Source organism: Nocardia sp. FBN12, assembly GCF_054031145.1.
In genome coordinates, this window is the sequence record NZ_CM132926.1 from 987,418 (window position 1) to 1,014,360 (window position 26,943).

Consider the following 26,943-nt stretch of genomic DNA (forward strand, 5'->3'; position numbering starts at 1 on the left):
CGACGCACCCTGCGTCGGTCCCTCGCTTGTGCTCGCTCAGCCCGGCGCGTGCTTCGAGCAGTCAGCGCACCAGCAGCGCGACAGGCAGCCGGGCGAAGAGTTTGTCCAGCTTGGCGCTGCCCGAGAAGGTGTTGCCGGTCAATCGATCAGTCCAATTGCCCTGGGGCAGTGGCAACGTGGTGTCGAGCCAGCCCGTCGCCGCGAGCCCGACCGAATGCCGGGTCACCGCCACGATCACCTCCGGCGCCTCACCGGCGGGCCCTCGCCCGTAGGCGACGAACCGATGCGCGTGCTCGCCGACGGCGTACAGCGGTCGGTACATCCCGCCGACGAAGCACTCCGGCCGCTCCCGCCGCAACCACAACGCGTACGCGACCACCCACATCTTCGCCGCGCCGGTGGTATCCAGGGTCGGTGTGTCGGTGAGCGATTGGAGCATCCCGACCCGGGTGGCGAAGTTGACCGGCCGCCGATTGTCGGGGTCGACGAGGGAGTCCTCCCACAACTCGGTGCCCTGATAGATATCGGGAATCCCGGGCGCGCACAGCTGTAAGAGCTTCTGCGCCACCGCGTCCGACCATGCGTGCGGCGCGAGCTCATGTGCCAGATCGCCGATGCCGGTGCCGACCGGACCGTCGATCACCGCGTCGAGCCAACCGTGCACGGCCGATTCGAACTCCGCGTCGGGCTCTTCCCACGATGTCTTGGTGCCGGCCTCGCGAATCGACTTCTCCGCGAACATGTGCAGGCGATCCCGCAGGCCCGGCACCGACGAGGCAGGTCGCCCGTCGGCGGGCCACACCCCGAACATGTTCTGCAACAAGAACAATGCCGTCGCCCCGTCGGGCGCGGGGGTGGTTTCCAGCCAGCCACGAACCCGCTGCGACCAGACGTCGGCCATCTGCGACAGCACCCCGATCCGGGCGCGCACATCCTCACCGCGCTTGGTGTCGTGGGTCGAGATCGTGGTCATGGTCGCGGGCCAGCGCTGCGCGCGTTCGCTGTTGGACAGGTGGAAGTCGTTGACGGTGTGCCCGAATCGCGCCGGATTGCCGCCCACCTCCTGGAGCGACACCAACCGCGCACCCTGATAGAACATCGTGTCCTCGACCGACTTGGCGGTGATCGCCCCGCACACCTGCGAGAACCTCGTCGCCGCTTCACCTCCCACCGACAGCGCGGTCACCAGCACCGACAGCGGCGCCGTCAGTTCGGCGTTGCGTTTCTCCACCTCCGCCACGACGGCGGCCGTCATCCCGGCCAGCGGCGCGTAATCCACCCGGTACACCGGCATGAAAGCCAGCACCTCGATGGTCGCGTTGCTCACCGCGAGGGTGTCGAAACTGCCCGCGTTGCCGTCGCGTTTGATCGCGGCGACCAATCGCCGGATCTCCGGCGCCAGAATGGTTTCCGCGACGGCCCGTTTGATCCGATGCTCGGTCTCGCCGAACCACGACCGGTCGCTCCCGTGTCCGGCGACGTGCTGGGACAGTTCGGTCAGCGTCGTCTCGCCCGCGGGATCGATCAGCACCCCACCGAGATCGGCGAGCGCGTCATAGCCGGTGGTTCCGTCGACCGGCAGCGTCGCGTCCAACGGCTCGCGATTGGCGAGGATCTTCTCGATCAGCAACAGCCGCTGCGGACCGATCAGCCTGCGTAGCCGGGTGAGATAGGCACTCGGATAAGACAATCCGTCCGGATGGTCCACCCGGACACCATCGATCAGATCGTGTTCGCACCAGGCCGCCAGCTCCCGGTGCGTCGCCTCGAACACCTCAGGGTCTTCCTGCCGGAGGGCGGCCAGACTGCTCACCGCGAAGAACCGCCGATACGTGCACACCCCCGCCTTCCAGCTGACGAGCCGGTAGTGCTGGCGGTCGTGGATGCGCAGCGCGTTGTCGCCGTCGGTGCCCGCCGCGATCGGGAAGCGCAGATCGTGCAGTGCCAGCATCGGTTCCGGCCCGGACCGGTCGACGGTCAGCGCCGCCGGGTCGTTCTCGTTCTGCAGGACCGGTAGCGCCAGCCGCCCGCCCGCGCCGTTGCCCGAGCTCCAGTCGATGTCGAAGTACTTGGCGTACTGCGACTTCTGGCCGTTGCGCAGCACATCCCACCACCACGAATTCTGCCGCGGATCGGCGACCCCCACATGGTTGGGCACCATGTCGACGATCAATCCCATTCCGCGACTGCGCACTTCGTCCGACAGTGCCTTGAGCCCCGTCGGCCCGCCGAGGGCGGCGGAGACCGAGGTCGGATCGGTGATGTCGTACCCGTGCGTCGACCCGTGCGCCGCGGTCAGGATCGGCGACAGATACAGGTGCGAGATGCCGAGCTGCTGCAGGTATTCGGCGATGGCGCGGGCATCGGCGAAGGTGAGCGCGTCGGGGCGCAACTGCAACCGGTAGGTGCTACGCACCGTGCCTGCCCGCACGGGCGCACGATGGAGCATGGTCTGGGGATCGGTCACATAGGTCTCGGTCATGGTCTCGCTCGGCGGCTAGGCGGTTCGGCGCAATACGAGCAGGCAGCGGCTGGCCACCGGCAGCGTCGCCGCGGCCGTGTGTACCGCGTCGGCCGCGCCGGTGGGGGTCGAACAATCCAGGGCGAGCGACCATCGCGCACCGAACTCCGGGCCCGGCAGCACGAAATCGATCGCTTCGTCGTGCGCATTGAAGCACAGCAGGAACGAGTCGTCGCTGATGCGCTCACCTCGCGGACCAGGTTCGGCGATCCCGTCGCCGTCGAGCAGCACGGCCAGTGACTTGCCGAAGCCGCTGTCCCAGTCGTCGTTGGTCATCTCGGTGCCCGCGGGCGCGAACCAGGCGATCTCGCGCCGATGGCCGTTGTCGTCGCTCGGACCGGCGGCCAGGAAACGGCGGCGCCGGAAGATCGGATGTTCGGTGCGCAAGGCGATCACCGTCCGGGTGAATTCGAGCAGGTCGGCGTTCGACTCGGCCAGCGACCAGTCCATCCACGCCAGCGGCGAATCCTGGCAGTACACATTGTTGTTGCCGAGCTGAGTGCGCCCGATCTCGTCACCGTGGGCGAGCATCGGCGTGCCCTGACTCAGGATCAGCGTGGCCAGCAGATTGCGCTGCTGACGCGCACGCAGCGCGAGAACCCGCGGATCGTCGGTCTCGCCTTCGACACCACAGTTCCACGACCGGTTGTGGCTCTCGCCGTCCCGATTGCCCTCACCGTTGGCATCGTTGTGTTTCTCGTTGTAGGACACCAGATCTCGCAGCGTGAACCCGTCGTGCGCGGTGACGAAGTTGATGCTGGCGCCCGGCCGCCGGCCCGTCGACTCGTACAGATCCGACGATCCGGTGAGCCGGGAGGCGAACTCGCCCAGCGTCGCAGGCTCCCCACGCCAGTAGTCACGCACGGTGTCGCGGTATTTGCCGTTCCACTCGGTCCACAGGCTGGGGAAGTTGCCGACCTGGTAGCCGCCCTCGCCGACGTCCCACGGTTCGGCGATGAGCTTGACCTGACTCACCACCGGATCCTGGTGGACGAGGTCGAAGAACGCGGAAAGCCGGTCCACATCATGCAATTCGCGTGCCAGCGTGGCGGCGAGGTCGAAGCGGAACCCGTCGACGTGCATGTCCAGAATCCAGTACCGCAGCGAGTCCATGATCAGCTGCAGGGTGTGCGGATGGCGGACATTGAGGCTGTTGCCGGTGCCGGTGTAGTCCTTGTAGTGCTCGGGGTCGTCCTCTTCGAGCCGGTAGTAGGCGGCGTTGTCGATGCCGCGCAAGCTCAGTGTCGGTCCGTTGTGGTTGCCCTCGCCGGTGTGGTTGTAGACGACATCGAGAATCACCTCGATGCCCTCGGCGTGCATCGCGCGCACCATCGCCTTGAACTCCGCGACCGCGCCGTCACCCCGTGGCCGCGCCGAATACTGGTTGTGCGGCGCGAGATAGCCGATGCTGTTGTAGCCCCAGTAGTTTCGCAGTCCCTGATCGGTGAGCACGTGGTCGTGGAAGAACTGGTGCACCGGCATGAGCTCGATCGCGGTGACGCCCAGCGACTTCAGATGCCCGATGACGGCCGGATGCGCCAGGCCCGCATAGGTGCCACGCAGATCTTCCGGGATGTCCGGGTGCGTCATCGTCAGGCCCTTGACGTGCGCCTCGTAGATCACCGTCTCGTGATAGGGCCGGTTCGGCGGCCGGTCGGGACCCCAGTCGAAGAACGGGTTGATCACCACCCCGGTCATCGTGTGGCCCAGCGAGTCCAGCCCGTAGGTGTAGAGCGAGGGATCGTTGACGAACTCCCCGTCGAACGCCTTCCCGTACGGGTCGAGCAGCAGTTTGCTGGGGTCGCACCGCAATCCGAGCTCCGGATCGTACGGGCCGTGGATACGAAAGCCGTAGCGCTGACCCGGCGTGACGGACGGGAGATAGGCGTGCCGGACATAACCGTCGACTTCATCGAGGTCGACGCGGGTCTCAGAGCCGTCCTTGGCGATCAGGCAGAGCTCCACCTTCGTGGCGACTTCGGAGAACACCGAGAAATTCGTGCCGCCGCCGTCGTAGGTCGCGCCCAGTGGATACGCGGTGCCCGGCCACACCTCGGGTCGGTCGTTCGGGCTCGACATGCTACGACAGTAATGGACCTGCGGGCCCCACCGCGCACGATGTGACCGTCCGCTCGCTGACCGCCACTCAGGCCGATGTGGTCGCGAGCAACCGCCGGGCGTAGCCCGTGCGCCGCGCGAGCCCGGCCAATCCGCCGAAGATCAGCCGCTGCAGGAAAGCGGGCGGACCGGCGAGATAGCCGTCCTGGTACTCCCACAGCAGACCGAGGGCGAGCGGATTGCGGGGGAGCTTGCTCGTGGTCGTCTTGTTCGCGTTGTCGAGGCCGCTCCAGAACGCGAACATCTCCCAGTGTTGCAGCGGCGGACGGATCACATGGTCCAGCACGGTGTCCTCGGCTTCGTTCCAGAACTCGTGCACGACGCGCGCAGGAGCGGTCACCGTATCGCCCGGCTGTGCGACGATCTCCGCTCCGCCGATCCGAAACCGCACCTGACCGGTGCGGATGGTCCAGGTCTCGCTGATCTCGGGATGCCAGTGCGGGCCCGCCTCCCGGCCGATGTGCGGCAGCACGTGTTCGAGGCGCAGGTAGGCGCCCTGTGCGTCGGCGCCGCGTTCGACGAGCGTGACCCTGTGCCCGTTGCGGAAGGTGAGGACGGAACCGATGTCAGCCATCACCCAGATATAAAGGTAACCTTCCTATTATGTCAATGGCTGAACGCTCCTCATTGCTGAAACTGCTGGTCCAGGCGGCCGACGCCTACGAGCGTGCGCTGAACCCCGAGCTGCGCGCGGGGCTCGGAGCCGACCTGCGCCCCGCGCACTACGCGGTATTCCGGTACCTGGCGCCGGGCGGATCCCGGGTGACCGCGCTGGCCGAGGCCGCCGGGATGACCCAGCAGTCGATGGGGGAGTTGGTCACGCACCTGGAAAAGAACGGATACGTGGAGCGCGCACCCGACCCCGCCGACCGGCGCGCGCGGCTGATCGTCCTCACGGCGGCGGGGCACGGGGCGGTGGCGCTGGCCGGGCAGCACATCCAGCGGATCGAGCAGGCGATCGCCGCCGAACTCGGCGCGCACTCGCTCGCCGTGGTCAGGGACGCACTCGCTCGGATGCCCGCCGCGATCGCGAATCACGCGGACACCTGATCTCCCGACGACGGCAAGTGATAACTTGAACAGCGTTCAAGGCTGTCGTCTCGGCAGCACCGGGCGACGACGAGGAAACCTGTGAACCTGAGCCCCGAGCAGATCACCGCCCTCGATGCCGAACACGTGTGGCATCCCTACGGCGGATTCCCCGCGACCACCGAGCCGCTGGTCGTGGCGAGTGCGGCCGGAACGCGCCTCACCCTCGCCGACGGTCGCGAACTCGTCGACGGGATGAGCTCGTGGTGGGCCGCGGTCCACGGCTACTGCCACCCCGTTCTCGACGCTGCCCTGTTCGCGCAATCGCAGCGCATGAGTCACGTGATGTTCGGCGGCCTCACCCACGAGCCGGCCACCCGCCTGACCCAATTGCTGGTCGAGCTCACGCCCGCCGGCCTCGACAAGGTCTTCCTCTGTGACTCCGGCTCGGTCTCGGTCGAGGTCGCGACGAAGATGTGCCTGCAGTACTGGCGCAGCCTCGGTCGCCCGGCGAAGAACCGGCTGCTCACCTGGCGTGGGGGATACCACGGCGACACCTTCACACCCATGAGCGTTTGCGACCCGGACGGCGGCATGCACTCGCTGTGGACCGACGTTCTCACCGAGCAGGTCTTCGTCCCCGCGCCGCCGCGCGACTTCGAGCCCGGCTACGTCGCCGAACTCGAACGCGCGGTCGCCACCCATCGCGACGAACTGGCCGCGGTGATCGTCGAACCGGTCGTGCAGGGCGCGGGCGGCATGCGCTGGCACGACCCGCGCTACCTCACCGAACTGCGCCGGATCTGCGACGACAACGACGTCCTGCTCGTCTTCGACGAGATCGCCACCGGATTCGGCCGCACCGGCGAGCTGTTCGCCGCCGATCACGCTGGCGTCGCGCCGGACGTGATGTGCGTCGGCAAGGCGCTGACCGGCGGCTATCTCACCCTGGCCGCGGCGCTGTGCACCACACGGATCGCCGAGGCGATCAGCGCGGCGCACGGCGGGCTGATGCACGGACCGACCTTCATGGGCAACCCCCTGGCCTGTGCCGTGGCGGTCGCCTCGATCGAGTTGCTGCGCTCACGGGACTGGCGCGGCGAAGTAGCCCGGATCGAGTCCGAACTACGGGCAGGCCTCGCGCCGCTCGCCGAGCTCCCCGGCGTCGCCGAGGTCCGCGTCCTCGGCGCGATCGGTGTCGTGGAACTCGATGAACCTGTCGATATGCGCGCGGCAACCGATGCGGCGGTCGACGCGGGCGCCTGGCTCCGCCCGTTCCGCAATCTCGTCTACACGATGCCCCCGTTCATCAGCACCACCGCCGACATCGCCACTGTCACCGAGGCCGTGCGCGCGGCGGTGAAGGCCTCGGTCGCATGAGCCCGACCGTCCTGAACGGTGTTCAAGTATGCTGTTCAACTGTGAGTACGGATCCGTTGAGCTGGTTGGACGAGCGTGCGGCCGAACGGGTCGACGCCGGGCTACGTCGGCATTTGCGCGAGCGCGTCGCCGAGTCGTCCGCTATCGACCTCGCCTCCAATGACTACTTGGGCCTACACCGGCACCCCGAGGTCGTCGAAGGCGCGATCGCGGCGGTGCGTCGCTGGGGAGCAGGCTCCACGGGCTCGCGCTTGGTCACCGGAACGACCACCGAGCACGCGCTACTCGAACTCGAACTGGCCGAATTCGTCGGCGCCGAAACAGGATTGGTCTTCGCCACCGGGTACGCCGCCAACCTGGGCGTGGTCACCGCGCTGGCCGGACGCGGCACCCTGGTCGTCTCCGATGCGGGCTCGCACGCCTCGCTGGTCGACGCGTGCAGGCTCTCCCGCGCGAGAGTCGCGATCGCACCGCACCGCGATGTCGCCGCGATCGAACGACTGCTCGCCGAGCGCGCCGAGGAACGCGCGCTGGTCCTCACCGATTCGGTCTTCAGCGCCGACGGCGACCTCGCACCGCTGGCCGACCTGCATCGCGTCACCAGGGCGAACGGCGCCATCCTGATCGTCGACGAAGCCCATGGTCTCGGTGTGCGTGGCGAGGGCGGGCGCGGACTCGTCCACGAGTCGGGCTTGGCCGGCGAGCCGGACCTGGTGATCACCGCGACCCTGTCGAAGGCATTCGCGGCCCAGGGCGGAGCGGTCCTGGCGGACGCCAGAATCCGCGCCCACCTCATCGATGCCGCGCGCACCTTCATCTTCGACACCGGCCTTGCGCCCGCCGCGGTCGGTGCGGCCCGCGCCGCCCTCGCGCTTTTGCGCCGCGACCCGTCGATGGCCACCCGCGTTCTCGACCGCGCCGCCGACATCGCCCGGATCGCCGGCGTCGCCGATCCTGATTCCGCGGTTGTCTCCGTCGTCCTCGGCGAAGCCCAAGTCGCGTTCGATGCCGCGCAGGCATGCCGCGCCCGCGGCCTCGATGTCGGCTGCTTCCGCCCGCCCTCGGTCCCCGAAGGCACCTCACGGCTGCGCCTCACCGCCCGCGCCGACCTCACCTCCGCTGAACTCGAGACGATCGCTGAGGTCCTCGGTGACGTCCTCGCGTCCGCCCGCGGCAAGGAAGCGGTGACGGCATGACTGTCCTGCTGATCAGCGGCACCTCGACCGACGTCGGCAAAACCGTCGTCACCGCGGCACTCGCCGCCGCCGCGCAGGCCGCGGGCCGCACCGTCGCGGTCTGCAAACCAGCCCAGACCGGCATCGCCCCCGGCGAACCGGGCGACCTCGCCGAAATCACCCGCCTGACCGGGGTGACCCGCACCCTCGAGCTCGCCCGCTACCCGGAACCGCTCGCTCCCGACACCGCCGCCCGCCGCGCGGCCATGCCGCTACTGACTCTGAGCGACACCGTCGCCGCCGTCGATTCGCTCGCCGGCGCAGACCTGGTGCTGGTCGAGGGTGCGGGCGGGCTGCTGGTGCGGATGGGGGAGTTCACCCTGCTCGACCTCGCCCAGAAGCTCGGAGCCCCGGTGGTTGTTGTCGCCGCCGCCGGCCTCGGCACCCTCAACCACAGTGAACTCACCACCCGCACGCTCGCCGCGGCCGGCGTTGCGTGCGCGGGTTTGGTGATCGGCTCTTGGCCGGCCGACCCCGACCTCGCCTCGCGATGCAATCGCGATGACCTTCCGCGAGTCACCGAGACTCCGCTGGTCGGCATGATCCCCGAAGGTGCGGGACAGTGGGACCGCCATCGCTTCACAGCGGCCGCGGCGAGCTGGTTCACCACCGGCCTGCTGTCTGGAAACCGCCCTTGACCACCCGATTTGACTTCGTGTTGGTCGGTGCGTAACTTTATTCGAGTCAGAGCGACACGGACGCCGACTGAGCCACTGGCTCGGACACGAGGTAGGACGTTGAGCGCCTGACTGATCATGTGTTCAGGGTTACCTCTTCGGGACTTGCTTCCGATGAGCCTTCTGAGCTAAAGTACGAACCCTTGCCTCACCGAAACCCCTCCGAGAAGTCGTGGGTAGAAGTGTGTGCGTGTGTTCTTTGAGAACTCAATAGTGTGTCGATGAATGTCAGTGCCAATAATTATTATTGGTGCCAACTTCTCATGTACCCCCCGGTCATGAGAGTTGGACATTGAAAACAACAGCGAATCTTTTTTGCTGGTGTTTGGCTTTGCTAGGTTTTCGGACTCTAGTTAGATATTTCTGATTTGTGTCTTCGGACATGAGTTAAGAGTCTTCAACGGAGAGTTTGATCCTGGCTCAGGACGAACGCTGGCGGCGTGCTTAACACATGCAAGTCGAGCGGTAAGGCCCTTCGGGGTACACGAGCGGCGAACGGGTGAGTAACACGTGGGTGATCTGCCCTGTACTTCGGGATAAGCCTGGGAAACTGGGTCTAATACCGGATATGACCACCGATCGCATGGTCGGTGGTGGAAAGATTTATCGGTACAGGATGGGCCCGCGGCCTATCAGCTTGTTGGTGGGGTAACGGCCTACCAAGGCGACGACGGGTAGCCGACCTGAGAGGGTGACCGGCCACACTGGGACTGAGACACGGCCCAGACTCCTACGGGAGGCAGCAGTGGGGAATATTGCACAATGGGCGAAAGCCTGATGCAGCGACGCCGCGTGGGGGATGACGGCCTTCGGGTTGTAAACCCCTTTCGACAGGGACGAAGCGTAAGTGACGGTACCTGTAGAAGAAGCACCGGCCAACTACGTGCCAGCAGCCGCGGTAATACGTAGGGTGCGAGCGTTGTCCGGAATTACTGGGCGTAAAGAGCTTGTAGGCGGTCTGTCGCGTCTTCTGTGAAAACTTGGGGCTCAACCTTAAGCTTGCAGGGGATACGGGCAGACTAGAGTACTTCAGGGGAGACTGGAATTCCTGGTGTAGCGGTGAAATGCGCAGATATCAGGAGGAACACCGGTGGCGAAGGCGGGTCTCTGGGAAGTAACTGACGCTGAGAAGCGAAAGCATGGGTAGCAAACAGGATTAGATACCCTGGTAGTCCATGCCGTAAACGGTGGGTACTAGGTGTGGGTTTCCTTCCACGGGATCCGTGCCGTAGCTAACGCATTAAGTACCCCGCCTGGGGAGTACGGCCGCAAGGCTAAAACTCAAAGGAATTGACGGGGGCCCGCACAAGCGGCGGAGCATGTGGATTAATTCGATGCAACGCGAAGAACCTTACCTGGGTTTGACATACACCGGAAACCTGCAGAGATGTAGGCCCCCTTGTGGTCGGTGTACAGGTGGTGCATGGCTGTCGTCAGCTCGTGTCGTGAGATGTTGGGTTAAGTCCCGCAACGAGCGCAACCCTTATCTTATGTTGCCAGCGCGTAATGGCGGGGACTCGTGAGAGACTGCCGGGGTCAACTCGGAGGAAGGTGGGGACGACGTCAAGTCATCATGCCCCTTATGTCCAGGGCTTCACACATGCTACAATGGCCGGTACAGAGGGCTGCGATACCGCGAGGTGGAGCGAATCCCTTAAAGCCGGTCTCAGTTCGGATCGGGGTCTGCAACTCGACCCCGTGAAGTTGGAGTCGCTAGTAATCGCAGATCAGCAACGCTGCGGTGAATACGTTCCCGGGCCTTGTACACACCGCCCGTCACGTCATGAAAGTCGGTAACACCCGAAGCCGGTGGCCTAACCCTTGTGGAGGGAGCCGTCGAAGGTGGGATCGGCGATTGGGACGAAGTCGTAACAAGGTAGCCGTACCGGAAGGTGCGGCTGGATCACCTCCTTTCTAAGGAGCACATCTACACAAACTCTCCACACAGGTGGATGAGGTTGTGTCAGAGACCGTTTAGATCTCATTCGTAGGTCTGCGGACGCTCATGGGTGGAACACTGACAAACTCATCGCACTAGGTGGAAGCAATGTCTTCGGCCGTGGTGATATACCGACACACTATTGGGTCCTGAAAGAACACGCGAGTGTCTTTCAAGGCAAAACAAACGATCCGCTCGGATCTTCGAGATACTGCCGGCCTTCGGGTCGAGTCAGTCCCGGAACATGGTTGCGAGTGGGTGTGTTGTTTGAGAACTGCACAGTGGACGCGAGCATCTTTGTTAGTAAGTGTTTAAGAGCGTACGGTGGATGCCTTGGCACCAGGAGCCGATGAAGGACGTAGGAGGCTGCGATAAGCCTCGGGGAGCTGTCAACCGAGCTGAGATCCGAGGATTTCCGAATGGGGAAACCCAGCACGAGTGATGTCGTGTTACCCGCATCTGAATATATAGGGTGTGTGGAGGGAACGTGGGGAAGTGAAACATCTCAGTACCCACAGGAAGAGAAAACAACAGTGATTCCGTGAGTAGTGGCGAGCGAAAGCGGATGAGGCTAAACCAATCAGATGTGATAGACGGCAGTCGTTGTCTGGTTGGGGTAGTGGGAACATTCTTCTCGACTCTGCCGAGTCGAGCAACAGTAAGAAACCAAGTTGTTAGTTGAAGTGGTCTGGAACGGCCTGCCATAGACGGTGATAGTCCGGTAAACGAAAACTTCTTGGCTGTTGTGGATGTCTCCCGAGTAGCAGCGGGCCCGTGAAATCTGCTGTGAATCTGCCGGGACCACCCGGTAAGCCTGAATACTCCCTGGTGACCGATAGCGGACTAGTACCGTGAGGGAAAGGTGAAAAGTACCCCGGGAGGGGAGTGAAATAGTACCTGAAACCGTGCGCTTACAATCCGTCAAAGCCCTCCACTTTCGAGTGTGTGGGGTGATGGCGTGCCTTTTGAAGAATGAGCCTGCGAGTCATCGGTGTGTGGCGAGGTTAACCCGTTGAGGGGTAGCCGTAGCGAAAGCGAGTCTGAATAGGGCGAAATTCAGTCGCACATTATGGACCCGAAGCGGAGTGATCTACCCATGGCCAGGGTGAAGCGACGGTAAGACGTCGTGGAGGCCCGAACCCACTTAGGTTGAAAACTGAGGGGATGAGCTGTGGGTAGGGGTGAAAGGCCAATCAAACTCCGTGATAGCTGGTTCTCCCCGAAATGCATTTAGGTGCAGCGTCACGTGTTTCACATCGGAGGTAGAGCTACTGGATGGCCTAGGGGGCCTACAAGCTTACCGAAGTCAGCCAAACTCCGAATGCCGGTGTGTGAGAGCGTGGCAGTGAGACTGCGGGGGATAAGCTTCGTAGTCGAGAGGGAAACAGCCCAGATCGCCGGCTAAGGCCCCTAAGCGTGTACTAAGTGGAAAAGGATGTGGGGTCGCTTAGACAACCAGGAGGTTGGCTTAGAAGCAGCCACCCTTGAAAGAGTGCGTAATAGCTCACTGGTCAAGTGATCCTGCGCCGACAATGTAGCGGGGCTCAAGTACACCGCCGAAGCCGCGGCATTCACACAATAACCCGTCCTGCATTCGTGCAGGGCCAGGTGTGTGGATGGGTAGGGGAGCGTCCTGTGGCCGTGGAAGCAGCAGTGTGAACTAGCTGTGGAGGCCACGGGAGTGAGAATGCAGGCATGAGTAGCGAAAGACGAGTGAGAAACTCGTCCGCCGAATGACCAAGGGTTCCTGGGCCAGGTTAATCCGCCCAGGGTGAGTCGGGACCTAAGGCGAGGCCGACAGGCGTAGTCGATGGACAACGGGTTGATATTCCCGTACCCGTGTATCCGCGCCCAATGCTGAATCAGTTGTGCTAACTGTCCAAATGTTGTCTTATCGAGCCTTCGGGTGAGAGGGATGATTGCTGCACAGGACCCCGGTTGTAGTAGGTAAGCGATGGGGTGACGCAGGAAGGTAGCTGGGCCAGGTGATGGAATACCTGGTGTAAGCGTGTAGGGAGTGTGATAGGCAAATCCGTCACACACATATCCTGAGACGTGATGCGTACCCGTTGAGGGGAATTCAGTGATCCTATGCTGCCGAGAAAAGCCTCTAGCGAGCTGGTACACGGCCCGTACCCCAAACCGACACAGGTGGTCAGGTAGAGAATACTAAGGCGATCGAGAGAACTGTGGTTAAGGAACTCGGCAAAATGCCCCCGTAACTTCGGGAGAAGGGGGACCTGCCCTGGTGACGAGTCTTGCACTCAGAGCTGGGGAAGGTCGCAGAGACCAGAGAGAAGCGACTGTTTACTAAAAACACAGGTCCGTGCGAAGTCGTAAGACGATGTATACGGACTGACGCCTGCCCGGTGCCGGAAGGTTAAGAGGACCGGTTAGCGGACTTTGTCCGCGAAGCTGAGAATTTAAGCCCCGGTAAACGGCGGTGGTAACTATAACCATCCTAAGGTAGCGAAATTCCTTGTCGGGTAAGTTCCGACCTGCACGAATGGCGTAACGACTTCTCTGCTGTCTCAACCACAGACTCGGCGAAATTGCATTACGAGTAAAGATGCTCGTTACGCGCGGCAGGACGAAAAGACCCCGGGACCTTCACTATAGCTTGGTATTGGTGTTCGGTACGGTTTGTGTAGGATAGGTGGGAGACTGTGAAAGCGGCACGCTAGTGTTGTGGGAGTCGTCGTTGAAATACCACTCTGATCGTATTGGACTTCTAACCTCGGACCATGATCTGGTTCAGGGACAGTGCCTGGTGGGTAGTTTAACTGGGGCGGTTGCCTCCCAAAATGTAACGGAGGCGCCCAAAGGTTCCCTCAGCCTGGTTGGCAATCAGGTGTTGAGTGCAAGTGCACAAGGGAGCTTGACTGTGAGACTGACAGGTCGAGCAGGGACGAAAGTCGGGACTAGTGATCCGGCACCGGCAAGTGGAAGCGGTGTCGCTCAACGGATAAAAGGTACCCCGGGGATAACAGGCTGATCTTCCCCAAGAGTCCATATCGACGGGATGGTTTGGCACCTCGATGTCGGCTCGTCGCATCCTGGGGCTGGAGTAGGTCCCAAGGGTTGGGCTGTTCGCCCATTAAAGCGGCACGCGAGCTGGGTTTAGAACGTCGTGAGACAGTTCGGTCTCTATCCGCCGCGCGCGTAAGAAACTTGAGGAAGGCTGTCCCTAGTACGAGAGGACCGGGACGGACGAACCTCTGGTGTGCCAGTTGTTCCGCCAGGAGCACTGCTGGTTGGCTACGTTCGGAAGGGATAACCGCTGAAAGCATCTAAGCGGGAAGCCTGTTCCAAGATGAGGTTTCTCTCCCACTTGATGGGTTAAGGCCCCCTACAGACCATGGGGTTGATAGGCCAGAATTGGAAGCCAGGTAACTGGTGTAGGTGACTGGTACTAATAGGCCGAGGGCTTACTACAAAGGTGTTACGCGTCCACTGTGCGGTTTCTGAAACAACAGACACTGCAGCACACTCACACAGACCTTTTTTGGGGTTGTTGTGTGGGGAGCGCTGTCTAGTTTCATAGAGTTACGGTAGTTATAGCGGTGGGGAAACGCCCGGTCCCATTCCGAACCCGGAAGCTAAGGCCACCTGCGCCGATGGTACTGCACTCGACAGGGTGTGGGAGAGTAGGACACTGCCGGAACATCATTGCGAAAGGCCCTCCAACTTCGGTTGGAGGGCCTTTTTGCGTTTCCGTAGTGGGCCGCGTCACTCTGGAGTATGTTGTCGAGAACAACATTCGCTCCAGCTCGACCGCCCACCAGGCGGTGGTTCCACGAAAGGCCCACGCTCATGCGTCAGGGGATCTTCGGCATCGCGGCCGTCTCGATCGCACTTCTCACCTCGGTCACCGCCTGCGGCGACGACACTACGACCTCTTCGGGAGCCGGCGCCAAGATCGGCGTCATCCTGCCCGACAGCAAGACCTCGGCGAGGTGGGAGACGGCCGATCGCAAGTATCTCCAGCAGGCGTTCGACGCCGCGGGGATCAAGGCCGACATCCAGAATGCCCAGGGCGACAAGAACGCCTTCCAGACGATCGCCGATCAGATGATCACCAATGGCGCCTCGGTGCTGATGATCACCAACCTCGACAGCGGCACCGGCAAGGCGGTCATCCAGAAGGCCAAGGCCCAGGGTGTGACGGTGATCGACTACGACCGGCTGACCCTCGGCGGCGGCGCGCCGTACTACGTGTCGTTCGACAATGTGAAGGTCGGACAGCTGATGGGCGACGGCCTCGCGAAGTGCCTGGCCGACAAGCGGGCGGCGAAACCGGTCGTCGCCTACCTCAACGGCGGCCCGACCGACAACAACGCGGCGCTGTTCAAGAGCGGCTACGACGGCGCGCTGAAGCCGAAGTTCGACGCGGGTGAGTACGTGAAGGGCCCGGATCAGGCCGTCCCGGAATGGGATAACACCAAGGCGGGCACCATCTTCGAGCAGATGCTCACCGGGACGCCGAACCTCGGCGGTACCGTCGCGGCCAACGACGGTCTGGCCAACGCCGCCATCGCGGTGCTGAAGAAGCAGAAGCTGAACGGGCAGATCCCGGTGACGGGTCAGGACGCGACGGTGCAGGGCCTGCAGAACGTGCTCGCCGGCGATCAGTGCATGACCGTGTACAAGGCGATCAAGCTCGAGGCCGCCGCCGGTGCGAAGCTCGCGATCGCGCTGGCCAACGGTGAGCAGGGCGAGGCGCCGAGCACCGTCGACGACCCCGAGGCGAAGACCAAGGTGCCCGCGGTGCTGCTCGAGCCGAAGGCGATCTTCAAGAACACTGTGAACGACGTCGTCGCGGACGGATTCGTCGACAAGGCCGAGCTGTGCACCGGTGAATTCGCCAAGCTCTGCGCGGATAACGGCGTCCGCTGATGGCCGACACCCCGCTCATCGAACTACGCGGAGTGGAGAAGAGCTTCGGCCCGGTTCACGTCCTGCACGATATCGACTTCTCCGCCTTCAGCGGTGAGGTGACGGCGCTGGTCGGCGACAACGGCGCGGGCAAGTCCACCCTGGTCAAATGCATCGGCGGCACGCATGCGATCGATGCGGGCGAGGTGCTGTTCGACGGAAAGCCGGTGCAGATCGGCAACCCGAGGGACGCGGCGGAGCTGGGGGTCGAGATCGTGTATCAGGATCTCGCGCTCTGCGACAACCTCGACATCGTGCAGAACATGTTCCTCGGCCGCGAGAAGAAGCACGGCATCGTGCTCGACGAATACGGCATGGAGGAACTGGCGGGCGCGACCCTGGCCGGGCTGTCGGTGCGGACGGTGAAGTCCGTGCGGCAGAAGGTGGCGAGCCTGTCGGGTGGACAACGCCAGACCGTCGCCATCGCCAAGGCCGTGCTGTGGAACAGCAAGGTGGTGATTCTGGACGAGCCGACCGCGGCGCTCGGTGTCGCCCAGACTCAGCAGGTGCTCGAACTGGTGCGCCGCCTGGCCGACAAAGGTCTTGCGGTGGTGCTGATCTCGCACAACATGAACGATGTCTTCGCGGTCTCGGATCGCATCGCGGCGCTGTACCTGGGCCGGATGGCGGCCCAGGTACGGACCGCGGATGTGACCCATTCGCAAGTCGTCGAACTGATCACCTCCGGCCGTAGCGGGAGCCTCGGAATCGGAGTGCAGGCATGAGCACGGTTGTCACGGACAAGGCCGCCGAGCCCGCCGCGCCGGTGACTGAATTGGTCACCGGTTACGTCGCGCGGGTTCGCAGCGGCAATATGGGTGCATTGCCCTCGGTCATCGCGCTGGTCGTGCTGTCGGTCGTGTTCTGGATCGCACGACCGGTGTTCATGACGCAGGGCAATATCGCGAACCTGCTCACCCAGGGCGCCGCCATCGCGGTGATCGCGATGGGTTTGATCTTCGTGCTGCTGCTCGGTGAGATCGACCTGTCGGCCGGCTTCACCAGTGGTGTGTGTGCCGCGGTACTCGCGGTGTTGCTCACCGACAAGGGATGGCCCTGGTACGCAGCGGTTCTCGTGTCACTGCTCGCCGGCGTGGTGATCGGGCTGACTATCGGGGCGATCGTGGTGAAGGTCGGGGTCCCGTCGTTCGTGGTGACATTGGCCGCGTTCCTGGCGCTGCAGGGTGTGGCGCTGAAGATCATGGACAACGGCCGCAATATCTCCATCCACGACGAGACGATCCTGGCGATCGCGAACAAGAACGTGCCGCCACTGCTCGGCTGGGTGATGTATCTGGTGCTGCTCGCCGGGTTCTCGTTCGTGCAGTACCGAAAGTTGCGGGCGCGCACCACCCTCGGGCTGACCGGCGAGACGGCACCGGTGGTCGCGTTGCGGATAGCGACTGTCGCGCTCGTCGCGGGGATCGCGGTGCTGGTGCTCAATGACGAGCGCAGTCGCAACCCGGAGGTCAACTCGCTGCAGGGCATGCCGATCGTGGTGCCGATCATCATCGCGCTGTTGTTGCTGTGGACGTTCGTGCTCGATCGCACCTCGTTCGGTAGGCATGTCTACGCGGTCGGTGGGAGCGTGGAAGCGGCTCGGCGCGCGGGCATTCCGGTCGATCGGATCAAGATCAGTGCCTTCGTGCTGTGCTCGACCATGGCCGCCGTCGGCGGGTTGATCGCGGCCTCGCGGGCCAACTCGGTCGATCCGAACACCGGTGGTTCCGACGTGCTGCTCACCGCGGTCGGTGCGGCGGTGATCGGTGGCACCAGCCTGTTCGGTGGTCGCGGCCGGATGCTGGACGCGGTGCTCGGTGCGGCGGTGGTCGCGGTGATCAACAACGGGATGGGGCTGATGGGCTACAGCGCGGGCACGAAATTCGTTGTGACAGGATTCGTTCTGCTGCTCGCGGCGGGGGTGGACGCGCTGTCCCGCAAGCGTTCGCTGCCAGGAAGTTGACCATCGACCGGGAAGGCTGGGCCGAATGAGGGCTGCACCCGCCCCGGACGAGATCCGAACACGCAATCTCGCCGTGCTGCTGCGCCACGTCCATCTGAGTGGCCCGGTCTCGCGGGCGGAGCTGGCCGAGCGAATGGGCCTGAACCGCAGCACCATTCTGGCGCTGACCGCCGACCTCGCCGCTGCCGGGCTGGTGAGTGAGGAACTGCCACGCCAGACCGGCAAGGCCGGACGGCCGTCGCTGGTGGTGCGGCCGGAGTCGGAGCGGGTGTATGTGCTCGCGTTGGATGTCGGTGCGGACCGGCTCGCGGTGGCGCGGGTCGGTCTGGGCGGTGTGATTCTCGACCAGCGCGAAACTCCGCGCGACAGTACGGCATTCGATCCCGATGAAGTGATCGAATCGCTCGCCGTGATGGCGGAGACGATGATCGGCACGGCGGCGCACGACAGTGTCTGCGTGGGTGTCGGTCTCGCGTTCTGCGGGATGGTGCGCGAGGGCGACGGTGTCGTGCGGTACGGGCCGAACATCGGCTGGGTGGATGTGCCGGTCGGCGCGAAACTGTCGCAGCGGCTGGGGGTTCGGGTCGTCGTCGGCAACAACGCCAACCTGGGTGCGGTCGCCGAGCGCGAGCGCGGTGTCGGGGTGGGGGTGTCGGATCTGATCTACCTGCACGGTGAAGTCGGCATCGGTGGTGGCGTCATCATGGGTGGCGAGTTGCTCGGCGGTGAGGGCGGCTACGGCGGTGAGGTCGGGCACATGATCGTCAACCCGGGTGGGCGGGCGTGCCGATGCGGTTCGCGCGGTTGCCTCGAAGCCGAGGCGGGCGAGCTGGCGTTGATCGCCGCGGCGGGACGTGCTGACCTCACCGGTCGGGCCGCGGTCGAGGCGATCGTGGACGCGGCGAGCCGCGGTGACGCGACCGCCCGCGACGCGCTGCACCAGGTCGGTGACTGGCTCGGCTACGGGGTGGCCAACCTGGTCAACATCTTCAACCCGACAATGGTCGTGTTCGGTGGCGTGCTGCGCGAGATCTATCTGGGCTCCGCCGCCCAGGTCCGGAGCAGGCTGGCCGTGAACGGACTGCTCGCGGTGCGCGAACGGGTCCGGCTACGGACCTCGGCGCTGGCTGACGACGCGCCGCTGATCGGGGCCGCTGAGCTGGCGTTCGCCGATGTGCTGACCGACCCTCTGCAGACATTGGCGCGTAGCTCCGGTGGTTGACCGGTCGGCATCGGCCGGGCGGCTATCGTGAAAGTCATGGCGACGACCAGGATCGGTACGCAGATCAACGCTCCTCGTTCGGCCGTCTACCAGCTACTGGTGGACGGCGACGCGGTGGCTGCCTGGATGATGCCCGACGGGATAGCTGTCGAGGTACATCGCTTCGAGCCGGTGGAGGGCGGATCGTTCTCGATCACCCTCACCTACGACGATCCCACCGACACGGGGCAGCACGACGCGGGGACTGTCCGGCAGCAGCACGATGCCTATTTCGGGACATTTCGCTCGTTGATCGCGGATGAGCAGGTGGTCGAGGTGCTGGAATTCGTCACGGAGAAGCCGGACATGACCGGGGCCCAGACCGTCACCTTCACTCTGACCGACGCTGACGGCGGCACGCACCTCGAGGTACTGCATGAAGGGGTACCGGCCGGGCTCGGTCCCGTCGAGAACGAGATCGGCTGGCAGCTGGCGCTCACGAAACTGGTGGCGCTCGCCGAGCGGGGGACCATCGGCTGAGTGCCGCCGGTGCGCTGATCGCGCTGGTCAGCGCACTGCCCGCACCGAGGGTTTCAACGTACGGCGTCGTCGGCGCGGGGCGTGATCTGCGAGCCGGGGACCAGATTCCACGTTTCGAGCTGCTTGCGGATCTGTTCTGCCGCATCGATATTGAGCGGTCCGCTGGTCCACAGCGCGTAGGGCAGGTTGAAGAACCGGCTGTCGCGGACCGCGCGTAGACCGTTGATGCCCGGCTTGGCACGCAGCAGGTCGACCTTCTGCGCGTAACTCTGGCCGGGGTAGTCGACGAACATGATCGCGTCCGGGTCCGCGGCCGCGAGACGCTCCCAGGAGACCTTGGTCCAGGTGTCGTCGACATCATCGAGGATGTTGCGGGCACCCGCGGCTTCGAGGATCGCCTGCGGCGCACCGAATCTTCCGCTGGAGAAGATGGTGTCGGTGCCGCTGTCGAACAGGAACACGGTCGGGGGTTTCGCCGGCTTCGGTGCGGCGGTCAGGGCGGCGAGCCTGCGGTCGAGGTCGGCGGTGACCTCGGCGGCGCGGTCGGGGTGTCCGGTGATCGTGCCGAGGTCGGTGAGGTCGGTGCGCAACGCGGTCCACGGCTCGACGGTGCCGCGTGCGGCCGCGCCGTCGAGTTGACGACAGCTCTCGGTGAGGACATAGGCGGCGATGCCGTCTTTCTGCAGCGCCGCTGGGGTCAGGTTGCTCGCCTCGTCGTAGCCGTAGCTCCAGCCGGCGACCATGACGTCCGGGCGTTGGGCGAGCACGGTCTCGCGTGAGGGGTATTCGGGTGCAACAGATTTCAGGCCGTCGACGATGTCGGCGCCGTAGTGCGCGCGCAGCGTATCGGCGTCGCGCTGAATGCTCGAGACCGCGGCGACCTGGTCCTGCGCACCGAGGGCGAGCACCATCGAGACGAGATTCCCGTCATTGACGAACAGGCGCTGCGCGGGGGCGGGAAACTGGGATTGCTTGCCGCAGTTGCTGATCGGGACCGTCGTGGCGGACTGCGTGGCGGTGCCGGTGCAGGCCGTCAGAATGGCGGCCATGGCAGTGGTGGCCAGGATTCGGCCGTGGTTGTTCATCATCGCGCCTCTCGCGGGGTGATCAGCAGGTGGTGTTCGCCGGTCGTCGGATGCTGGACGCGCGCGGCATCGACACCGAAGACCTGGGCGACGACATCGGGGGTCAGCGCCTCGCCCGGTGGTGCGGGTGGTCGGGTGGAACCGTTGTGCAGCACGATGATCCGATCGCAGTAGCGATCGGCCAGTGACAGATCGTGCAGGGCCGCGACGACGGTGCGGTTCAGGTTTCGCATCAGGGCGAGCAGCTCCAGCTGATGGGTGACGTCGAGGTGGTTCGTCGGTTCGTCGAGGAGCAGGACGGGGGTGTCTTGGAGCAGGGCCCGGGCGAGTAGTACCCGTTGCCGCTCGCCGCCCGACAGGTGCTGCACCTGTCGGCCCGCGAAACCGGGCATATCGACCGATCCCAGAGCCTGTGCCACCCGTCGCTGTTCGCGCGGGGCGCCCAGACCCCACGGCGGCAGGTAGGGCGTCAACCCGAGGGCGACCACTTCGCCGACGAGCATGTCGGCGGGCGGACTCTCGTCCTGCGACACCAACGCCACCGTCGCGGCACGGTGCCGGGGCCGGAGAGCGTGCAGGTCCTGGCCGTCCACGAGCACCTGGCCGTGTGCCGGTCTGTTGACACCGGCCAGCACCCGCAACAACGTCGACTTGCCGCTGCCGTTGGGCCCGACGATGCCGACGGTCTCGCCGGACTTGATCGAAAAATCAGCGCCGACAACGATATTCCGCCGCCCGATCGCGCAGGTGAGCGCGGCGGCTCGCATTTCGCCTGCTCCCTCCGCCGTGCGCGACCCTTCGGCCCGGCCGCGCGAATCGAGCGAGCCCGCCTCCTCGGCTCGCGAATCGCTGCCGGCCGCAACGCCGCCAGGCGAAGGCCTGCCGAGGTCGTAGGTGGTTTCGTGCTGTGCGAGAGCGTGTGGTGCGTTGTCGGGGCTCGTTGCTCGTCGGCTGAAGACCCGCTGATAGCGGCTCATGACGTGCCGAATTGGTAGCGGCGTCGGCCCATCAGCAAGAGGAAGATGGGTGCGCCGATGAGGCCGGTGAGGACGCCGACGGGTATCTCGGTGGGGCGCACCAGTACTCGGGTGGCGGCATCGGCGACGACCAGGAACAACGCACCGCCGAGCGCGCAGGTGGGCAGCAGGTCGCGGTGGCGTGGGCCGACGATCATCCGCGCGGCGTGCGGGACGACCAGCCCGACGAAACCGATGCCGCCCGACACCGCGACGAGCACCCCGACGAGCACCGCGAGCAGCACGAACAGGCCGATGCGTAGGTGCCGCACCGGAACTCCGACCGACGACGCGGTATCCGCGCCGAGGGTGAGCGCGTCCAGCCAGCCCGCCATCGCCATCAGGATCGCGCCGCACGCCACCACGACCGTGAACGGCAGGGCCAGAGTCGTCCAATCAGCACCGGCGAGACTGCCGAGCAGCCAGAACAGCACCGACTCGGCCGCCGCGGGATCGGTGCTGCGAAACACCAGGAAGCTGCTGAACCCGGCGAACGCCGAACCGAGCACAGTGCCGGTGAGAATTAGCCGCAACGGTGTGAGACCGCCCTGGGCGAACGCGATCAGGAATACCAGGGTCGCGGCGCCGAGCGCGCCGAGCAGCGCACCGCCCGACAGTGCCCAGATGCCCGCACCGGCGAACAGGCCGGAGGTGATGACGGCGGCCGCGCCGACTCCCGCACCGGAGGAGACACCGAGCAGGAACGGATCCGCCAGCGGGTTGCGCACCAATGTCTGCATCGCCGCGCCGGCCAGCGCCAGCCCGGCACCGACGACCGCTGCCAGCAGGGTGCGTGGCACTCGGAGCTGCCAGACGATGGTGTCGATGCCGAGGTCGGTGGGTGTCGTGCCGCTGAGCCGGGCGGTGAGGGTGTCGAGGACCGCGGCGACGGGCACGATCTCCGCACCGAAGCCGGTCGCGCCGATCATGGCCACCAGTAACAGGGCCCCGAGCAGGGGTAACGCGAGCGAGATCCGAGCACGGATCATCGCGAATTCTCCACAGGCAAGGCGCGGCCCTTTCAGAGGGTGTCCCGGCGAGGGAGGTCTGACTTTCGCCGTGAGGCGATCACAGTGGCGCGACCGTCCCGGAATTACACCGGATTCCCGCACCCGCCGGGGAGGACAACGCGACTGTACGCGGCACGCGGTGCCACGTGGCTGGGTGGGTACGGGTGAACGAATCCGGCCCTTCGAATCACCGGAAAGCTAAAGGTGTTCGGCGGCGGGCGCGGTTGCTTGAATTCGGTGTATGTACCGACCGAATACCTCTCGAACCGGCCTGCGTGGCCGCGCCACCGCCGCACTCCTCGCGGTGGCAACCGTTGCGACGCTCGGCCTCACCGGCTGCGCGCAGGGCAATGACGCGCCGGTCGGTACCCCCGACGAACCGCTACCGACCGAGGTGCCGCCGGGGACCACGCTCGTCGTCGCCGATCAGCAGGAACGCCTGCAATCGGCGCTGCGGCTGTCCGGTGAGCTGGACAAGCTGCCGTTCAAGATCGAGTTCGCGAACTTCGTCGGTGGCCCGGCCATCCTCGAGGCGTTCCGGGCGGGCGCGGCCGATGTGGGTCAGGTGGGTGATGTTCCGCCGATCCACGCGCTGGCCGCGGGCCAGGACGTACCGATCATCGGCTCCTATCAAACCAACCCGCAGGCGATGAAACTCGCTGTCGCACCCGGACGTTCGATCGCGAAGCTCGCGGATCTGAAGGGCAGGAAGATCGCGTACGCCGAGGGCACCGCCCAGCAGGCGTCGGTGCTGAAGGCGCTCACCAAGGCGGGTCTGAAGCCCACCGAGGTGGAACTGGTCCGGCTGCAGCTGGCCGAGTTCCCCGACGCGGTGCGCACCGGTCAGGTCGATGTGGCGCCGCTGATCGAACCCAACGTGACCCGGTTCCTGCGCACCCAGGGCGCCTCGCTGATCCCGGATTCGGAGACCACGGGCATCTACAGCGGCCTCGCGTACGTGTACGCGCGCCGGGCGGTGGTCCAGGATCCGGCGAAGGCCGCCGCGACTCGCGCCCTGGTCGGTGCGTTCGTGCGGGCCTGGCAGTGGACCAACACTCATCGCGAGGAATGGGCGAGCCGGTACTACATCGAGAGCCAGAAGGTCAGTGCCGACGACGCCGAGCGGATCGTCGAATCGCTGGGCACCTACACCTTCCCGCACCTGGACCAGCAGCTGATCGCCCGGCAGCAGGCCACCATCGACGCGATCGACGCCGTGGGTGAGCTGCCGAAGAAGATCAAGGCCGCCGACGGGTTCGACCTGCGCTTCGACGCCGCGGTCACCGAGGCCGTCACGGCCAGCGGGGCGGCGTTCGCGCCGGCGGCGAGCTGATGGCCACCCTCGACGTCGGCGTCCTGCGCCGGATCAGGACGAGCGCCGTGCCGGTCGAGGCGCTCGCGCCGCGTGGGCGGGGCAGACGCAGGCTGGGACCAGGCAAACCGATCCCGTTCGGTTTCGCCCTCGGTCCGGCGCTGCTCATCGGCACCTGGGTGATCGGCTCCGCGATCGGCGCCATCGACCCGGAGACGCTGCCCGCACCGTGGACGGTCGCGCAGACCGCCGCAGACCTGATCGCCGACGGCCGGTTGCAGTCCAACCTGCTGACCTCGTTGCAGCGAGCCGTGATCGGCCTGGTCCTCGGTGTGGCGATCGGCGTGGTGCTCGCGCTGATCGCTGGGCTGAGCCGGATCGGCGAAGCGGTAGTCGACGGTCCGGTGCAGATCAAGCGGGCGATCCCGACGCTGGCGCTGATCCCGCTGTTCATCGTCTGGTTCGGGATCGGCGAGCAGATGAAGCTGATCGTGATCACCACCAGCGTGCTCATCCCGATCTACATCAACACCCACGCCTACCTGCGCAGCGTGGACGCGCGCTATGTGGAACTCGCTGAGACGGTGGGCCTTTCGCGGTGGGGGTTTCTGCGGCGGATCGCGCTGCCGGGGTCGCTGCCCGGCTTCTTCCTGGGGTTACGGCTGGCGGTGACCATCTCCTGGTTGGCGCTGGTGGTGGTCGAACAGGTCAACGCGACCAGCGGCATCGGCTACCTGATGACGCAGGCGCGCACCTACGGGCAGATCGATGTGATCGTCGTCGGCCTGGTGATCTACGGGCTACTCGGACTGTTCGGCGACCTCGCCGTGCGGGCAACGGAACGAAAGGTGCTGGCATGGCGACAGACACTGGGCGACTGAGCTCCGACGAGCGGGTCGTCGTAGGTACCCGCGCGCTGACGCGCGGCTTCGGCAGGCGAATCGTGTTGAACGGCATCGATATCGAGATCCGGCGCGGTGAGTTCGTAGCGTTGCTCGGGCGCAGCGGCTCCGGGAAGAGCACGCTGCTGCGAGCGCTCGCCGAACTCGATTCCGAGGTACCCGGTTCGGGCGAGCTGACGGTGCCTGCGCAGCGCGCGGTGGTGTTCCAGGACTCGCGGCTGCTGCCGTGGGCGCGGGTGCTCGACAATGTGGTGCTCGGGTTGACCGGGCGTGATGCCGGGCAACGGGGGCGGTCGGCGCTGGCCGAAGTGGGACTGGCGGGGCGCGAGAAGGCTTGGCCGCGTGAGCTTTCCGGAGGTGAACAGCAGCGGGTGGCGTTGGCCAGGTCGCTGGTGCGCGCACCGGAACTACTGCTGGCCGACGAGCCGTTCGGCGCGCTCGACGCGCTGACCAGGATCCGGATGCATGCCCTGTTGCAGGCGCTGTGCGAGCGGTATCGACCCGCCGTGCTGCTGGTGACCCACGATGTGGACGAGGCTGTGTTGCTTGCCGATCGGGTGCTGGTTCTCGACGAGGGCCGGATCACGATCGATCAGCGGATCGAAACCCCACGCCCGCGCAGGCACGCGCACCCGGAGTTCGTGCGGTTGCGCGAGACGCTGCTGGCCGGACTCGGTGTCGACACCACAGAATTCGAGAAGGTGAAGCAGGCGTCATGAGTGCACCGCGTCAACTGAGTCTCAACGCGTTCATCTACCCGTCCGGGCACCACGAGGCCGCCTGGCGGCATCCCGACAGCAGGCCCGACCGCATCTACGACGTCGCCTACTACCAGGAGATCGGGCGGACCGCGGAGGCGGCGAAGCTCGACGCGGTGTTCTTCGCCGACGGACCCGCCCTGCGCACCGACGTGCGGCACAATGCCGCGCCCGGCCTCGAGCCGATCACTCTGCTCACCGCGATCGCCGCGGCGACAACACATCTGGGCCTGATCGCGACCGCCTCGACCACCTATTACGAGCCTTACAATCTGGCGCGGCTGTTCTCCTCGCTCGACCACATCTCCGGTGGACGTGCGGGCTGGAACATCGTCACCACCGGAACCGATCTGGCCGCGGCGAATTTCGGACTCGAACGCCACCCTGATCACGCCGAACGCTATGCCCGCGCACGGGAATTCGTCGACGCTGTGGTCGGGCTGTGGGACAGCTGGGAGGACGACGCGATCGTGCTCGATCGTGCCGCCGGTATCTACGCCGACCCGGACAAGATCCACCCGATCGACTTCGTCGGCGAACATCTCAGTGTGCGTGGACCGTTCAACTCGGCCCGAACACCACAGGGCCGTCCCGTGCTGGTGCAGGCGGGCGCATCGAACGAGGGGCGCGCCTTCGCCGGCAAGTACGCGGAGGCCATATTCACCGCCCACCAACGACTTTCGGACGCGCAGTCGTTCTATGCCGATATCAAGTCCAAGGCAGCCGAGTTCGGACGCAGCGCCGACGAGGTGAAGATCCTGCCGGGGATCAGCCCGTTCATCGCCGGCACCGAGGCCGCCGCACTGCGTCTGGAACGCGAGTTCAACGAACTGACAGTGCCGGCATACGGAATCAAGCAGCTCGAATCGATCACCGGAACCTCGCTGCGTGGTCTCGTGCTCGACGAGCCGGTACCCGTGGAAGTGTTCGCGGGGGCGGGCGATGTCACCGACAACGCGCAGAGCAGATTGCAGGTCGTCGCGGGGATCGTCGAGCGGGAACGGCCAACGCTGCGAGGGCTACTGCACCGGCTGGCGGGTGCGCGCGGGCACCGGGTGTTCGCGGGAACGCCCGAGCAGGTGGCTGACACCATCGAGGAGTGGTTCACACAGGGTGCGGCGGATGGCTTCAACGTGATGCCGCCGTACTACCCCGGTGGACTCGAGGTCTTCGCCGAAACGGTGGTGCCGATCCTGCAGGAGCGCGGGCTGTTCCGCACCGAATACACCGGGACCACGCTGCGCGACCACTTCGGACTCGCTCGACCGCGCAGTCAGTTCGCGCAGACGCCCGCCGCTGTCGGATGAGCCCTGATTCCGACG

Annotated in this window: 18 protein-coding genes, 3 rRNA genes, 1 pseudogene and 1 riboswitch; of the genes and pseudogenes, 16 read left to right on the forward strand and 6 right to left on the reverse strand. The window is 65.2% G+C overall.

The genetic code is table 11. The features are described from left to right. Nucleotides 1-61: 61 nt before the first annotated feature. The 3 genes from treY to ACWZHB_RS04960 all read right to left on the reverse strand — a co-directional run bounded on the left by treY (nucleotide 62) and on the right by ACWZHB_RS04960 (nucleotide 5,213). Nucleotides 62-2,449, reverse strand: a complete 2,388-nt coding sequence (treY, locus tag ACWZHB_RS04950) for a malto-oligosyltrehalose synthase (protein ID WP_427909085.1) — start codon at nucleotides 2,447-2,449, stop codon at nucleotides 62-64. Nucleotides 2,450-2,497: 48 nt separating this feature from the next. Continuing rightward, nucleotides 2,498-4,600 (reverse strand): glycogen debranching protein GlgX, encoded by a 2,103-nt coding sequence (gene glgX / locus ACWZHB_RS04955; protein WP_427906740.1) that lies wholly within the window; start codon nucleotides 4,598-4,600, stop codon nucleotides 2,498-2,500. Between the two features lie 67 nt (nucleotides 4,601-4,667). Then, nucleotides 4,668-5,213, reverse strand: a complete 546-nt coding sequence (locus ACWZHB_RS04960; RefSeq protein ID WP_427906741.1) for a cupin domain-containing protein — start codon at nucleotides 5,211-5,213, stop codon at nucleotides 4,668-4,670. Between the two features lie 35 nt (nucleotides 5,214-5,248). Between ACWZHB_RS04960 and ACWZHB_RS04965 the strand changes: the two genes are divergently transcribed. The 12 genes from ACWZHB_RS04965 (at nucleotide 5,249) to ACWZHB_RS05020 (ending at nucleotide 19,538) form a co-directional block, all read left to right on the forward strand. Then, complete coding sequence (locus ACWZHB_RS04965; RefSeq protein ID WP_427906742.1) at nucleotides 5,249-5,689, forward strand: MarR family winged helix-turn-helix transcriptional regulator; 441 nt, start codon at nucleotides 5,249-5,251, stop codon at nucleotides 5,687-5,689. Nucleotides 5,690-5,770: 81 nt separating this feature from the next. Beyond that, nucleotides 5,771-7,048 (forward strand): adenosylmethionine--8-amino-7-oxononanoate transaminase, encoded by a 1,278-nt coding sequence (locus ACWZHB_RS04970; RefSeq protein ID WP_427906743.1) that lies wholly within the window; start codon nucleotides 5,771-5,773, stop codon nucleotides 7,046-7,048. Then, nucleotides 7,045-8,244 carry an 8-amino-7-oxononanoate synthase gene (locus tag ACWZHB_RS04975; protein WP_427906744.1) on the forward strand — a complete coding sequence of 400 codons (1,200 nt, stop codon included), beginning with the start codon at nucleotides 7,045-7,047 and terminating at the stop codon, nucleotides 8,242-8,244. Before ACWZHB_RS04970 ends, ACWZHB_RS04975 begins: the two co-directional genes overlap by 4 nt. Next, nucleotides 8,241-8,921 carry a dethiobiotin synthase gene (gene bioD, locus ACWZHB_RS04980; RefSeq protein WP_427906745.1) on the forward strand — a complete coding sequence of 227 codons (681 nt, stop codon included), beginning with the start codon at nucleotides 8,241-8,243 and terminating at the stop codon, nucleotides 8,919-8,921. The genes ACWZHB_RS04975 and bioD overlap by 4 nt, the downstream gene beginning before the upstream one ends. Before the next feature lie 436 nt (nucleotides 8,922-9,357). Then, nucleotides 9,358-10,874: ribosomal RNA gene (locus tag ACWZHB_RS04985) — 16S ribosomal RNA — on the forward strand. A gap of 326 nt (nucleotides 10,875-11,200) precedes the next feature. Further along, nucleotides 11,201-14,335, forward strand: a 23S ribosomal RNA gene (locus ACWZHB_RS04990). A gap of 111 nt (nucleotides 14,336-14,446) precedes the next feature. Continuing rightward, nucleotides 14,447-14,563 (forward strand): 5S ribosomal RNA (rrf, locus tag ACWZHB_RS04995). The 16S, 23S and 5S rRNA genes sit together here, the layout of an rRNA operon. A 149-nt stretch (nucleotides 14,564-14,712) precedes the next feature. Continuing rightward, a complete protein-coding gene (locus ACWZHB_RS05000) occupies nucleotides 14,713-15,795 on the forward strand; it encodes a sugar ABC transporter substrate-binding protein (RefSeq protein WP_427906746.1) in 1,083 nt (360 codons plus the stop codon). Continuing rightward, entirely contained in the window at nucleotides 15,795-16,559 is a 765-nt protein-coding gene (locus ACWZHB_RS05005) for an ATP-binding cassette domain-containing protein (RefSeq protein ID WP_427906747.1), read from the forward strand. The genes ACWZHB_RS05000 and ACWZHB_RS05005 overlap by 1 nt, the downstream gene beginning before the upstream one ends. Then, nucleotides 16,556-17,797 carry a sugar ABC transporter permease gene (locus ACWZHB_RS05010; protein WP_427906748.1) on the forward strand — a complete coding sequence of 414 codons (1,242 nt, stop codon included), beginning with the start codon at nucleotides 16,556-16,558 and terminating at the stop codon, nucleotides 17,795-17,797. Before ACWZHB_RS05005 ends, ACWZHB_RS05010 begins: the two co-directional genes overlap by 4 nt. 25 nt (nucleotides 17,798-17,822) lie before the next feature. Further along, nucleotides 17,823-19,019: an ROK family protein gene (locus tag ACWZHB_RS05015; protein WP_427906749.1), complete on the forward strand. Its 1,197-nt coding sequence runs from the start codon at nucleotides 17,823-17,825 to the stop codon at nucleotides 19,017-19,019. Between the two features lie 36 nt (nucleotides 19,020-19,055). Next, nucleotides 19,056-19,538 (forward strand): SRPBCC domain-containing protein, encoded by a 483-nt coding sequence (locus tag ACWZHB_RS05020; RefSeq protein WP_427906750.1) that lies wholly within the window; start codon nucleotides 19,056-19,058, stop codon nucleotides 19,536-19,538. Nucleotides 19,539-19,591: 53 nt separating this feature from the next. On the opposite strand, the gene ACWZHB_RS05025 is transcribed toward ACWZHB_RS05020, so the two are convergent. The 3 genes and pseudogenes from ACWZHB_RS05025 to ACWZHB_RS05035 all read right to left on the reverse strand — a co-directional run bounded on the left by ACWZHB_RS05025 (nucleotide 19,592) and on the right by ACWZHB_RS05035 (nucleotide 22,628). Then, nucleotides 19,592-20,623 (reverse strand): ABC transporter substrate-binding protein, encoded by a 1,032-nt coding sequence (locus tag ACWZHB_RS05025; protein WP_427909086.1) that lies wholly within the window; start codon nucleotides 20,621-20,623, stop codon nucleotides 19,592-19,594. Further along, a pseudogene (locus ACWZHB_RS05030) lies at nucleotides 20,623-21,330 on the reverse strand (ABC transporter ATP-binding protein); the annotation flags it as partial. The pseudogene ACWZHB_RS05030 and the gene ACWZHB_RS05025, both read right to left, overlap by 1 nt. A 266-nt stretch (nucleotides 21,331-21,596) precedes the next feature. Further along, complete coding sequence (locus ACWZHB_RS05035; protein ID WP_427906751.1) at nucleotides 21,597-22,628, reverse strand: FecCD family ABC transporter permease; 1,032 nt, start codon at nucleotides 22,626-22,628, stop codon at nucleotides 21,597-21,599. Nucleotides 22,629-22,645: 17 nt separating this feature from the next. Continuing rightward, nucleotides 22,646-22,792, reverse strand: a riboswitch (cobalamin riboswitch). 98 nt (nucleotides 22,793-22,890) lie between these two features. Here ACWZHB_RS05035 and ACWZHB_RS05040 point away from each other — a divergent pair. The 4 genes from ACWZHB_RS05040 to ACWZHB_RS05055 are packed head-to-tail and all read left to right on the forward strand — an operon-like array spanning nucleotide 22,891 to nucleotide 26,928. Further along, the gene (locus ACWZHB_RS05040) at nucleotides 22,891-23,982 is read left to right on the forward strand and encodes an ABC transporter substrate-binding protein (RefSeq protein ID WP_427906752.1); all 1,092 of its coding nucleotides are present in this window, start codon (nucleotides 22,891-22,893) and stop codon (nucleotides 23,980-23,982) included. After that, nucleotides 23,982-24,842: an ABC transporter permease gene (locus ACWZHB_RS05045; protein ID WP_427906753.1), complete on the forward strand. Its 861-nt coding sequence runs from the start codon at nucleotides 23,982-23,984 to the stop codon at nucleotides 24,840-24,842. The genes ACWZHB_RS05040 and ACWZHB_RS05045 overlap by 1 nt, the downstream gene beginning before the upstream one ends. Further along, complete coding sequence (locus tag ACWZHB_RS05050; protein ID WP_427906754.1) at nucleotides 24,818-25,582, forward strand: ABC transporter ATP-binding protein; 765 nt, start codon at nucleotides 24,818-24,820, stop codon at nucleotides 25,580-25,582. Before ACWZHB_RS05045 ends, ACWZHB_RS05050 begins: the two co-directional genes overlap by 25 nt. Next, complete coding sequence (locus ACWZHB_RS05055; protein WP_427906755.1) at nucleotides 25,579-26,928, forward strand: LLM class flavin-dependent oxidoreductase; 1,350 nt, start codon at nucleotides 25,579-25,581, stop codon at nucleotides 26,926-26,928. Before ACWZHB_RS05050 ends, ACWZHB_RS05055 begins: the two co-directional genes overlap by 4 nt. Nucleotides 26,929-26,943 lie beyond the last annotated feature (15 nt).

What these genes read in the sequence shown, in the direction of transcription:
- ACWZHB_RS05025 (WP_427909086.1), bottom strand. Translation starts at nt 20,623, where the DNA reads ATGAACAACCACGGCCGAATCCTGGCCACCACTGCCATGGCCGCCATT.
- ACWZHB_RS05010 (WP_427906748.1), top strand. Translation starts at nt 16,556, where the DNA reads ATGAGCACGGTTGTCACGGACAAGGCCGCCGAGCCCGCCGCGCCGGTG.
- ACWZHB_RS05055 (WP_427906755.1), top strand. Translation starts at nt 25,579, where the DNA reads ATGAGTGCACCGCGTCAACTGAGTCTCAACGCGTTCATCTACCCGTCC.
- glgX (WP_427906740.1), bottom strand. Translation starts at nt 4,600, where the DNA reads ATGTCGAGCCCGAACGACCGACCCGAGGTGTGGCCGGGCACCGCGTAT.
- ACWZHB_RS05045 (WP_427906753.1), top strand. Translation starts at nt 23,982, where the DNA reads ATGGCCACCCTCGACGTCGGCGTCCTGCGCCGGATCAGGACGAGCGCC.
- ACWZHB_RS05000 (WP_427906746.1), top strand. Translation starts at nt 14,713, where the DNA reads ATGCGTCAGGGGATCTTCGGCATCGCGGCCGTCTCGATCGCACTTCTC.
- bioD (WP_427906745.1), top strand. Translation starts at nt 8,241, where the DNA reads ATGACTGTCCTGCTGATCAGCGGCACCTCGACCGACGTCGGCAAAACC.
- ACWZHB_RS05005 (WP_427906747.1), top strand. Translation starts at nt 15,795, where the DNA reads ATGGCCGACACCCCGCTCATCGAACTACGCGGAGTGGAGAAGAGCTTC.
- ACWZHB_RS05040 (WP_427906752.1), top strand. Translation starts at nt 22,891, where the DNA reads ATGTACCGACCGAATACCTCTCGAACCGGCCTGCGTGGCCGCGCCACC.
- ACWZHB_RS05015 (WP_427906749.1), top strand. Translation starts at nt 17,823, where the DNA reads ATGAGGGCTGCACCCGCCCCGGACGAGATCCGAACACGCAATCTCGCC.
- ACWZHB_RS04960 (WP_427906741.1), bottom strand. Translation starts at nt 5,213, where the DNA reads ATGGCTGACATCGGTTCCGTCCTCACCTTCCGCAACGGGCACAGGGTC.
- ACWZHB_RS05035 (WP_427906751.1), bottom strand. Translation starts at nt 22,628, where the DNA reads ATGATCCGTGCTCGGATCTCGCTCGCGTTACCCCTGCTCGGGGCCCTG.
- ACWZHB_RS05020 (WP_427906750.1), top strand. Translation starts at nt 19,056, where the DNA reads ATGGCGACGACCAGGATCGGTACGCAGATCAACGCTCCTCGTTCGGCC.
- ACWZHB_RS04975 (WP_427906744.1), top strand. Translation starts at nt 7,045, where the DNA reads ATGAGCCCGACCGTCCTGAACGGTGTTCAAGTATGCTGTTCAACTGTG.
- ACWZHB_RS04965 (WP_427906742.1), top strand. Translation starts at nt 5,249, where the DNA reads ATGGCTGAACGCTCCTCATTGCTGAAACTGCTGGTCCAGGCGGCCGAC.
- treY (WP_427909085.1), bottom strand. Translation starts at nt 2,449, where the DNA reads ATGCTCCATCGTGCGCCCGTGCGGGCAGGCACGGTGCGTAGCACCTAC.
- ACWZHB_RS05050 (WP_427906754.1), top strand. Translation starts at nt 24,818, where the DNA reads ATGGCGACAGACACTGGGCGACTGAGCTCCGACGAGCGGGTCGTCGTA.